This window comes from Micromonospora sp. B11E3 (genome assembly GCF_039871625.1).
Taxonomy (GTDB): Bacteria; Actinomycetota; Actinomycetes; order Mycobacteriales; family Micromonosporaceae; genus Micromonospora.
Map to the genome: position 1 here is coordinate 1 of NZ_JBDPMC010000132.1, position 10,248 is coordinate 10,248.

Annotated in this window: 8 protein-coding genes and 1 pseudogene; 3 read left to right on the forward strand and 6 right to left on the reverse strand. The window is 67.8% G+C overall.

The genetic code is table 11. The features are described from left to right. A pseudogene (locus tag ABGB16_RS32280) lies at positions 1-107 on the forward strand (IS5/IS1182 family transposase); the annotation flags it as partial. Between the two features lie 19 nt (positions 108-126). Here the strand turns inward: ABGB16_RS32280 and ABGB16_RS32285 are convergent. Genes ABGB16_RS32285 through ABGB16_RS32310 form a run of 6 tightly spaced genes read right to left on the reverse strand, consistent with a single transcriptional unit; the run spans position 127 to position 7,969 of the window. Beyond that, positions 127-2,481, reverse strand: a complete 2,355-nt coding sequence (locus ABGB16_RS32285; RefSeq protein WP_347671864.1) for a pyruvate dehydrogenase — start codon at positions 2,479-2,481, stop codon at positions 127-129. Positions 2,482-2,534: 53 nt separating this feature from the next. Further along, entirely contained in the window at positions 2,535-3,830 is a 1,296-nt protein-coding gene (locus ABGB16_RS32290) for a pyridoxal-phosphate dependent enzyme (protein ID WP_347671857.1), read from the reverse strand. Beyond that, positions 3,827-5,308 (reverse strand): FAD-dependent oxidoreductase, encoded by a 1,482-nt coding sequence (locus tag ABGB16_RS32295; RefSeq protein WP_347671858.1) that lies wholly within the window; start codon positions 5,306-5,308, stop codon positions 3,827-3,829. The genes ABGB16_RS32290 and ABGB16_RS32295 overlap by 4 nt, the downstream gene beginning before the upstream one ends. 59 nt (positions 5,309-5,367) lie before the next feature. Then, a complete protein-coding gene (locus ABGB16_RS32300; RefSeq protein ID WP_347671859.1) occupies positions 5,368-6,174 on the reverse strand; it encodes an amino acid ABC transporter ATP-binding protein in 807 nt (268 codons plus the stop codon). Beyond that, complete coding sequence (locus tag ABGB16_RS32305; RefSeq protein ID WP_347671860.1) at positions 6,171-7,127, reverse strand: amino acid ABC transporter permease; 957 nt, start codon at positions 7,125-7,127, stop codon at positions 6,171-6,173. The genes ABGB16_RS32300 and ABGB16_RS32305 overlap by 4 nt, the downstream gene beginning before the upstream one ends. After that, positions 7,124-7,969, reverse strand: coding sequence for a transporter substrate-binding domain-containing protein (locus tag ABGB16_RS32310; protein ID WP_347671861.1), 846 nt, complete (start codon positions 7,967-7,969; stop codon positions 7,124-7,126). Before ABGB16_RS32310 ends, ABGB16_RS32305 begins: the two co-directional genes overlap by 4 nt. A 167-nt stretch (positions 7,970-8,136) precedes the next feature. Between ABGB16_RS32310 and ABGB16_RS32315 the strand changes: the two genes are divergently transcribed. Together ABGB16_RS32315 and ABGB16_RS32320 are read left to right on the forward strand one after the other, a co-directional pair. After that, positions 8,137-9,744: a helix-turn-helix domain-containing protein gene (locus tag ABGB16_RS32315; RefSeq protein ID WP_347671862.1), complete on the forward strand. Its 1,608-nt coding sequence runs from the start codon at positions 8,137-8,139 to the stop codon at positions 9,742-9,744. 152 nt (positions 9,745-9,896) lie between these two features. Then, positions 9,897-10,160 (forward strand): transposase, encoded by a 264-nt coding sequence (locus ABGB16_RS32320; protein ID WP_347671863.1) that lies wholly within the window; start codon positions 9,897-9,899, stop codon positions 10,158-10,160. Positions 10,161-10,248: the final 88 nt, after the last annotated feature.

The following is a 10,248-nucleotide window of genomic DNA, read 5'->3' on the forward strand; positions in this document are numbered from 1 at the left end:
TCTATCTGTACCTGGCCGCCGCCATCGTCACCATCCGTCAGCTCATCACTCGAGCCCGAACCCTCTACCGCTGGGACGCCCGACCCACCACTCGCAGACTCAGATGACACCTATTGCCGGTCGCTCTCAGTCCCCGGCATAATCATTCCCGTTTGGATCCTGTGACACGTTTCTTACCGGCACCCCGACCAGCCGAAGTGCCGCGTCGATGATCGAGGCGGTGTCGATGCCGTGGAGCCGGTAGGCGTCGGCGAGGTCGGAGGACTGGCCAAACTCGCTAACCCCGAGGCAGGTGATGCGGTCGCCCCGTGCGCCTGCGAGGAACGCCAGAGTGTGCGGGTGGCCGTCGAGCACAGTTACCAGCGGCGCCGGTGCATCTGCCGGCAGGAGCTCCTCGATGATGGCCCCACCCACACCGGGCGCACGTAAGCTGCGCTGCTGGAAGGACCGGAACACTAGGTCTGGACTGGTCAGGCACACCACCCCCGCCGTCACCCCTTGCGCGTGGAGGACGTCGGCGGCCTCGAGCACCTCCGGCATGATCGCGCCGGCCCCGACGAGGGTCACCTGGTCTAGCCGGGGACTGTGTTCGGTGATCCGATAGCCGCCAGCGACAGCCTGATTGCGACGCCTCTCCAACAGGTACGGGTCCTCAGGCAGGCATGCCAGGGCCGGGTCGATTGGGCGGGTGGATAGACGGAAGTAGGCAGACGTCCCGCCCGGAATGCCGATCCTGCTCATCGCATGCAGGAACGTCCACTCCAGGTCCTGCGCAAACGCGGGTTCCCACGCAATACAGCCCGGCTGTTCGAGTCCGACCGACGGGGTGGTGATCGACTGGTGCGCGCCGCCCTCGGGAGCTAGCGTCACACCTGACGGGGTGCCGACCAGGATCGCCTGGCAGCCGGCGTAGATGCCGTAGGACCACGGTTCGAGGGCACGGTTGACGAACGGGTCGTACAGGGTGCCGATGGGGATCAGCCGCTGCCCCCACCGGCTCCACGTCACGCCCAGTTCGCCGAGCAGGCCGACCAGGTTCGTCTCGGCGATCCCGAGTTCGATGTGCTGCCCGCTCGCGGCTTCCGACCAGCGCAGCACCCGTTCAGTGTCGTCGGCGAACCAGTCGCGCCGGTCGGTGGCCGACCAGACGCCGGTCTTGTTGATCCAGCCCCCCAGGTTCGTGGAGGACGCAACATCGGGGCTGCAGGTAACCACGCGGGCCGCGGTCTCGGGGGCATCACGGGGGAGGTCGGCCAGCAGCCGACCCAAAGTCGCCTGGGTCGAGGTGGGCTTGCGGTGGGGGTGGGCCAGCGCGGTGGGTACGACGAGTGCCCGGCTATCGGCGGCGGGGGTTCGGTGCAGCGCCCCAGCCCGTCGGATACAGAGGTCTGCGGCTGCGGTGCCAGGTTCGAACCGCCGCCAAGGGTCGTGGAGGTCAGTCCCGCAGGCTGCGGCGAGGAAGCGCATTTGGGGTTCGGTGAGCAGTGCCGAGTGGTTGTTGGGATGCCCCTCGGTCGGCAGTCCCTTGCCCTTGACGGTGTAGGCGAACATCACCGTCGGCCGGCTGGTGTCGGCTGCAGCGAAGGTGTCGGTCAGCAGGGACAGGTCGTGTCCTCCCAGGTCGCGGATCGCGTCTGCGAGCGCGGTAGGCTCCAGTCCGACGATCAGGTCCCGCAGCTGCGGGGTCGCTCCGCCAGCCAGGATCCGTTGGGGGACCTCGGTGGGCTCTGCCCGGAGCATCCGCTGGTACTCCTCGTTCGGCATCGCCTCCAAGCGCTGCCGCAGCTCGGCGCCGCCGGAGCGGTCGAAGATCTTGCCGATGCGGCGGCCCCATTTGAGGGTGAGTACCTGCCATCCGGCGGCGGCGAACATGCCCTTCAGACGGTCGATCTGGATGTCGGGCACCACCCGGTCCAGCGACTGGCGGTTGAGGTCGACGATCCACAGCACCTCGCCGAGGCCAGCCACGGCCGGGTCGGCGACCGCCTCCCAGATGGCGCCCTCGTCCAGCTCGGCGTCCCCGATGAGGCTGATGAACCGCCCCGAGGTGGGCGTGGCGTCGAAGTGGGTACGCAGGTAGCGGTGTGACAGCGCCGCCCAAAGTGACGCGGTTGCGCCGATGCCGACGGAGCCGGTGGAGAAGTCGACGGTGTCGGGATCCTTCAGTCGGCTGGGGTAGCTCTGGAGTCCCCCCTTGGCACGCAGCGTGGTGAGGTACTTCTTCTCCAGGTCGCCGAGCAGGTAGTTGATCGCGTGCAGCACCGGGGAGGCGTGGGGCTTGACCGAGACACGATCCCCTGAGGTGAGCTCGTGGAACCACAGGGCGACCATGATGTCGACCATCGACGCCGAGGACGCTTGGTGGCCGCCGACCTTTACACCGGAGGCGTTGGGACGTCCTCGGTTCGCTGCGTCCACGATTGCGGTCGCGAGCCAGAGGACGCGGCGCGAGATCTCCCTCAGCGCCCCGATATCAGGCACGCCGCTGGTGGTTGGCGTGGGCTCGACGGTTTGGGGGTGGGGTTCGGTGAGTGTCACGTGGTGCTCCTCAATGCGTCGTCGTGCCATCCGGTCTGTGCGTTGTTGATGGGTTCAAGGCCGGACACGGCGTAGCCGTGGTCGGACATGGCACCGAGCACGCTGGTGAGGTGCTGGGGCCCCTCGAGTTGGAGGCTCACCTGGACGCGGACCGTGTTCCGGGCACCCAGGGGCGAGATGCGGTCGTGGTGGACGTCGACGATGTTCGCCTTGCGGGCGGCGAGCAGCGACACCAGGCCGGCAAGGGCTCCCGGGTGGTCGGGCAGGTCCATAGCGAGGGTGTGGAGGCGGTCGGCGCGGGCCAAGTGCGCGGTTACGAGGGACGGGAGTTGAGCGAGATCGAGGTTGCCGCCGCTGACGACCGCCACGGCAGCGCCGCCTGTTGGGATGCGGCCGCTGAGGACTCCTGCGACCGCTGCGGCGCCGGCAGGCTCGACGAGGATCTTGCCCCGGTCGAGGAGGTGGAGCATCGTCGCGGCGATCTCGTCGTCGTCCACAGTGAGGAGGTCGGCCAGCACTCCTGCGTGGCGCAACTGTTCAGCCCACCGGTAGGTCAGGTCGCCGGTGCGGCCGACCGCGATCCCGTCGGCGATGGTGTCTACGGCGGGCAGGCTCACTGGGTGCCCGGCCTGCTGGGCGGCGATCAAGGATGCGGCGCCGCGGGCCTGCACGCCAATCAGTCGCGGCGTGTGGCCGGTGCGGGCCCGATGGTGCAGCAGCGCGGCCCCCACTCCGGCCAGCAGGCCGCCGCCGCCGACGGGCACCACGATCAGCTCGGCGTCTGGCAGCTGCTCGAGGATTTCCAGTCCGACGGAGGCCTGGCCGGCGACAACGTCGGCGGAGTCGAACGGCGGGACCAGGGTGAGGCCGTCGGACTCGGCGAGGTCGTGTGCCGCTGCGATGGCTTCGACGACGTTGTCGCCGATCAGTTCGACGCGGGCGCCGAGGGAGCGGGTGGCGTGCACCTTGGTAGGGGAGGCGTGGACCGGCATCACGACGGTGGCCGGGACGCCGGCTTCACGGGCTGCAATGGCCAGGCCTTGGGCGTGGTTGCCGGCGGAGGCTGCGACGAAGCCGCGGCTGGCGCGGCCCTCCCTGACGCGGCGCTGTACGAACACCGATGCGCCGCGCAGCTTGTAGGAGCCGGTGCGTTGCAGGGATTCGAGTTTCAAGAACGCTTCCCCGCGGCCATCGTCCCAGGGTGCTGGGGTCAGTGGTGTGGTGTGCGCGATGCTGGCGAGGAGCCGCCGGGCGTCGGTCAGGTCCGCGTGGGAGGGCAGGTCCGAGCTCATGACTCGAACCGGGCCGACCGCTTCCACAGCAGCTTGGTGAGCAGCCAGTACACCGAGGCACCATCAGGCCATTGGGTGACGACCCGGCCGGAGGCGGAGCGGAAGTAGTTCGGTGTCTGTGCGAACGAGCTGGAGTCGAGGCGCCGCTTCAACCACCGGTTAAGCCACGCCACGTAGGACGGCTTCACCTCGACGCTACGGGCGCCGCGTCGGCGAAGCTCGTCGAGGGTCCGTCCGATGAACAGCGCCTGCTTCTCCATCCCGAACACGGGTGCGTACCAGTTGGTGTTGGGGCCGTAGAGCATGAAGAAGTTCGGCATCTCATCGACTGTGATGCCGAGGAAGGCCATCGGGTCGTCGCCCCACTTCTCGGCCAATACGCGGCCTCCGCGGCCGATCACCTCGATGCCGTGGAGGAACTCCGCGGCTCGGAACCCCGTGGCGGTGATGACCACATCGACGACGTGCTCCTCGCCGTCGGCGTCGATCAAGCCCTTCTGGTACATGCCGACAACGGCGCGGGGCACGAGGGTGACATCGTCGCGCAGTAGCGCCGGATAGAACGTTGAGGAGTGCACCGCCCGCTTGCCAAGGTAGGCCGAGGTTGGGGTCAACTGAGCCTTCAACTCGGGATGGTCGGCGAAGACCTCGTCGAGGTAGCGGCGGCACGCCTCGACCAGCTGCTCGTCGGTGCCGCTCCCGGGCCGAATTATGCGGCCGCCCAGCCAGCGGCGTTCCTGCTTGAGAAACAGCTGCCACCGGATGAGCCTGCGCCGCAGCGGGTTCCGCCGCCGTGCCCGCTCGACCTCGGTGTAGGTGCGGCCGACCTTGGGGTCGACCCAGCCCGGCTGCCGCTGGAAGACGGTGAGGTGGCCGGCGACGCCCGCGAGCTCGGCGACCACCTGCGCGGAAGTGGATCCGGTGCCGACGACGGCGACCCGGCGGCCGGCCAGGTCGATGCCCTCGGGCCACTCGGCGGTGTGGAACATCTCCCCGGTGTAGTCCTCGCGGCCGGGCCAGTCTGGGTGTCGGGGGATGTTGAGCAGTCCAACTGCGGAGACTACCGCGGTGAACCTCTCGGTCCGCGAGGTGCCGGTCGCCAGATCTCGGACAGTGACCGCCCAATGGGCGGCAGCGTCGTCCCAGACGAGCCGGGTCACCTTGTGCCCGAATCGGAACAGAGGCATCAGCCCTTCGTCGCGGGAGACAACTTCGAGGTAGGCGCGCAGTTCAGCTCCGCCGGGGAACTCCCGCGTCCAGTTGCCTGGGGCGAAGGAGTAGGAGTACATCACCGCGGGGGTGTCCACCTCGACGCCGGGGAACCTGTTGGCCCGCCAAGTACCGCCGGGGCCGTCGGCAGCTTCGTAGATGACGACATCGTGGCCCCGGCGGAGCAACTCCCGGCCGGCGGCGACGCCGGCGAAGCCGCCGCCGATGACGGCGACGCGGGCGCCTGGCTTGTGGGGTGATGAGGGCATGCTTGCGCCTCCCGATGGCATGGTGCCTCTCTGGGGCTGAGGAGTTTGGGTAGCGGGGCTTAGAGGACCTTGCTGAGGAAGTCCCGGGTGCTGGGATGCTCGGCCCCTTCGGTCAGCCGGCTGGCGGGTCCTTCCTCGACGATCCGGCCGTCCTGCATGAACACGAACCGGTCGCAGACCTCACGGGCGAACCCAACCTCGTGCGTGACGATGATCGTGGTCATGCCGCCGAGGACGAGGCTGCGGATCACCTGGAGGACCTCGGTGACCATCTCCGGGTCCAGCGCGGAGGTGGGTTCGTCGAACAGCAGGACCTTGGGCTTCATCGCCAGCGCACGAGCAATCGCGACGCGCTGCTGCTGGCCGCCGGAGAGCTGTCCGGGGTAGGCCTTGACCTTGTCGGCCAGCCCGACCCGCTCCAGCAGCTGCACCGCGTCCTTCGCCGCCTCGCGCGGCTTGCGTCCCGCGACCCTCACGGGGGCCTCTATGACGTTATCCAGCACCGTCTTGTGGGCGAACAGGTTGAACTGCTGGAACACCATGCCCAGCTGCTGGCGTTGAGCGGCTTCCTGCCGGGCGGGAAGGCGGTGCACCCGGCCGTGGCGAACGTGGTGGCCGAGCAGTTCGCCGTCGAGCATCACGATGCCCCGTTCGGCGCGTTCCAGCAGGTTCAGGCAGCGCAGGAAGGTGCTCTTGCCGCTGCCGGATCGGCCGAGCAGACAGACGGCCTCGCCGCGGTGGACATCGAGGGAGACGTCGTGCAGCACCTGGTGGGTGCCGAAGGTCTTGCAGATGCCGCGGGCGCTGATCAGTGGGGCGTCGGTGTGCTTCTCTCCGACCGGCGGGGTGACGTTGGCGGTGGTCATGCCGCGCTCCTCTGCTTGGAAAGGCGACCGTTCGCGCGTGCCGCGGCCGATCGGCCGAGCCACCGCTCCAAGAGGTACTGGCCGACGGAGAGGATGCTAACCATGATCATGTACCAGATGGTGGCGACCATCAGGAGCGGTACGACCTCGAAGGTGCGGTTGTAGATCTGCTGCACCGAGTAGAGCAGGTCGGGCACCGAGATGAACGCGACGAGGGCGGTTGCCTTGAGCAGGTTGATGAGGTCGTTGCTGACGGGAGGGACGGCGATCTTCATCGCCTGGGGGAAAACGATGCGGCGGAAGATCTGGGTGGGCCGCATCCCGAGTGCGAGCGCTGCCTCCCGCTGTCCGTGGGGGACCGCGAGCAGCGAGGACCTGATGATCTCTGAGGTGTAGGCCGCCTGCTGCAGCCCGAATGCCAGCACCGCGGACCAGTAGGCGGTCATCAGGTCGCGGGTCTCATACGACCAGCCGTCGCCGGGGAAGGGGATGGCGAATGTGGGGTAGATCAACGAAATGTTGAACCACAAGATCAGCAGCACCAGCAGCGGGACCGACCGGAAGAACCATACGTAGAAGCCGGCAATCGCCCGCAGCACTGGGTTGTCGGAAAGCCGCATGTTCGCCAGCGCGACCGACACGACCAGCGCGAGGCCCATCGAGAGAGCGGTGAGAGTGATGGTGTTCTCCAGACCCTTCATCACCGGGGCGGAGAAGAAGTAATCCCAGACCCTCGACCATTCGAAGGCAGGGTTCTGCGCCAGGCTCCAGGCCAGCCGGCCGACCGCGAGGACGAGCAAGAGCGCCATCAAGGACCGGGCTACGTGGAACCGGCGGGCGCGCGGAACGGCCGCGAGCTCTTCGAGGCGCCGGTTCCAGGCCGCCGCTGGGGCGGCGGCCGCGGTGCTGTCGGTCGTCCTGGCCTGATCGCGCATGGTCACGATCTCGCTCACGACGCCGGCTCCGGGTTGAGAACCGAGGTCTCAATCGCCATCTTCTCCGCGCCGTACTTGGCGAGGATCTCAGCGTACGTACCATTCTCGATGATCTCGTTAGTGGCCTCGACGAGCTTCTGCGCCATGTCGTCGCCCTTCATCACAGCGAACCCGATGTCGATTCCCTGGTAGATCGGGCCGGTGATCTTCCAAACGCCGGGCTCGGTGGTCACCTGGTGAGCCAGGCCGCTGCTGGTTGCGGTGACGGCGTCGGCGCGGCCGCTCTTCACGGCGAGGTCGGCGGTGGCCTGGTCGGCGAACGTCTGCACGTCGATCGGGTCGTTGCCGACCTCCTCGCATGTCTCGGACTGGTCGCGCAGAACGGGCACAGGGCTGGAGCCGGCGGTGACAGCGATGGAGAGGCCGCACAGGTCGTCCATCGAGTCGCCGATGTCGATGCCGCCGTCCTTGACGCGGAACCCGTAACTCTCGATCAGGGTGGTGGCGAAGTCGAACTTCTCCAACCGCTCGGCGGTAACGTCGGCGCCGGGTACCCAGTCGTAGGTGCCGCGCTGTAGGCCGAGCAGGGAGTTCTCAAACGAAGCCTGCTCGTTCTCGACCTCCATGCCCATCGCCTCGCCGAGTGCGATTGAGAGGTCGGGCAGCAGACCGGCGAGCTCCCCACCCTCGTCGAGGAAGCTGTAAGGCGGGACGCCGACCTGCTGAGGGATGACAAGGGTGCCACCGGCGTCCTCGGTCGCTCCGTCGGAGGAGCATGCGGTGAGCGTCGCCGCCGCGAGGAGGGTGGTGAGGGCGAGGACTCGGGCCCGACAGCGGGGTGACGGCGAAGAGTTCGACATGGCTGCGGCTCCTGGGGGTTCGATCCGGCCTGGTGGGGATACCGGGTGCCATTCAACATAGGGAGCACACTCAGTCGGCGTCCATGTATGATCGGCCAAAGGTTCCGGGAGTGAGTTTGAGGATTCTACATGGTCGTTTCGGACGTGTACCCGCCACCGGGCCGCTGATGGACTCCTCGTTGCAGACCGCCTCGGCGTCACTCCAAGAGATCGTTACGGCGTTGCGTCAGATCGCTGACGTCCGCGTACTGGGCCCAGCGGCACCCGACCTGCCGGTCCGAAGCCACCTCATCGTCGACGCCGTCGCACTGGCCGACGATCCAGCTCCTGAGGAGATCGGTGTCGACCTCCTGGTGGTCACCGGTGAGGGGCCCGGCGAGCTCGGCGACTTGGTTCCCGGCCTGGCGGCGCGCCAGGCCGACGTCCTTCTGCTACGCGACCCTGAGACCGAGATGCCGCCGGCACTGCTGACGTTCCCGGTGCTGGTGGCACCGCGCGGCCCGGAGTGGTCCGAGGTGCTTTCGGAGACATTGCGAGTGGTGGGAGAGCGGCGGCGTCGAGGGATCGGAAGCCTACGCGTCGCCAAGGCGCTGGCCGAGCACACCGACCTGTTCGACGTCGCCAAGGCACTCGGTGTGGCCACCGGAACGCTGATCTCGATCGAGGACGAGCGGGCGCGGGTGCTGGCCTTCTCGCCGTACAGCGACCAGGCCGACCCGATCCGGCAGCTGGCGATCCTGGGGCGGGAGCCTCCGCAATGGCATGTAGAGGAGCTGCGCGCCCAGCGGGTCTACGACCGGCTTCGGGCGCCCGGGAATGTCGTGGAGTTGCCCGAGTCTGGTGATCTGCGACGGCGAATGGGCATCGGGATGACCGACCCGGCGACAGGCATCTACCTGGGCACGATCTGGGCGCAGGAGACCGACAGCCCGTTCGGTGCCGACCTCGAGGACTACTTGGTCGAGGCCGGCCGGTACGCAGCACGGCTGGTCAGCCAGGCACGTCTCATCCACACGATGAGCACTGAGCTCGTCCAGCGGCTGTTGGCACCAGAGGGCCAGCCGACCGACGACTACGCGCCGCAGCTGCGCGTCCGAGAGCCGGCCGGCTTCGTGCTCGTCGGACTGGAGGCGATCGACGACGACGGTGCGGCTGAGTGGTTGGTCTCGTCTGAGGCGGTGGCGCTGCTGAGCATGCGGGCGGCCTCGCTGGGGGAGCAGACCATGGTGGCTCCGTTCGCGGGCCGGCTGTACGTGATCTCCCCGGGCCGGGTGGACATCGCCCGGCACACTGCCTGGGCCGAGCGCATGGTGGCGGCATTGCACGGTCAGCGCGGTGCGGGGTTCCGGGCCGCGCTCAGCTCATCGGCGTCGGCGACGACCGTGAGGGATGCGCGCGCCGAGATCGAACGGGTCTGTGCGCGTACCGCGCCGACCGCCGACCGCCCGGTAGTGACGCTCGAAAGCGACCGCACCGCAGTGCTGGTCTCCGAGTGCCTTGATGCGCTGCCGGCCAAGCTGCTGCTCGAAGACGACAGGTTCCGCAAGCTGGTGGAGTACGACGCAGGCAGCAGCATCGACCTCCTCGAGACTGCACGGGTCTGGCTGAACCATCACGGCGAGTACGGACCGGCGGCTCAGGCGCTCACCACTCACCAGAACACCGTGCGCTACCGCATCGCGCGATTGGAGTCCGTAGCCGGCTACAACCTCGACCATCCGGACGACCGGCTGATCCTGTCGCTGCAGATCCGGCTCCATCAGTCCGCCGGCTGAGAGGCCGTCGGGTAACCAGCTCGGAGCGTTCTGTTACGGGGAGACACGTCGATGCCGGGTGCTCGACAAATAGATCATCCCCGCCATGATCGCGTTGTGTGCGCAACTGCAACTGTGGCGGGGATGACGGCCGTTCATGCTATCCGTCGAGCTTGACCGATGCGATGTGGGCGATCCTCGCGCCCTTGATGCCGGTACGCGACCTGCGTAAAGGCGGCCGGCCCCGCAAGTACGGCGATCGGCTGATCCTGGATTCGATCTTCTATGTGCTGCGGTCGGGCTGTCCGTGGCGGATGATGCCTCGCGATCTGGCGCCGCCGGACGCGGCACATCGCTGGTTCACGACGTGGCGGAAGAACGGGACGTGGGACGCGATCCAGGGCCCCGGCGTTGTTTCGTATTGTCCGGTTATGTAATGAAAACGCTGATGTTGAGGGCTGGATAGCAGGCGAGCACGACTTCTGCTGATCTTTCGGGTGCCTAGCCAGAAAGATCCACTCAGGA

Bases quoted from the DNA above. Each gene is read 5' to 3' on its own strand.
- ABGB16_RS32295 (WP_347671858.1), bottom strand. From the start codon at position 5,308: ATGCCCTCATCACCCCACAAGCCAGGCGCCCGCGTCGCCGTCATCGGC.
- ABGB16_RS32300 (WP_347671859.1), bottom strand. From the start codon at position 6,174: ATGACCACCGCCAACGTCACCCCGCCGGTCGGAGAGAAGCACACCGAC.
- ABGB16_RS32315 (WP_347671862.1), top strand. From the start codon at position 8,137: ATGGACTCCTCGTTGCAGACCGCCTCGGCGTCACTCCAAGAGATCGTT.
- ABGB16_RS32290 (WP_347671857.1), bottom strand. From the start codon at position 3,830: ATGAGCTCGGACCTGCCCTCCCACGCGGACCTGACCGACGCCCGGCGG.
- ABGB16_RS32310 (WP_347671861.1), bottom strand. From the start codon at position 7,969: ATGTCGAACTCTTCGCCGTCACCCCGCTGTCGGGCCCGAGTCCTCGCC.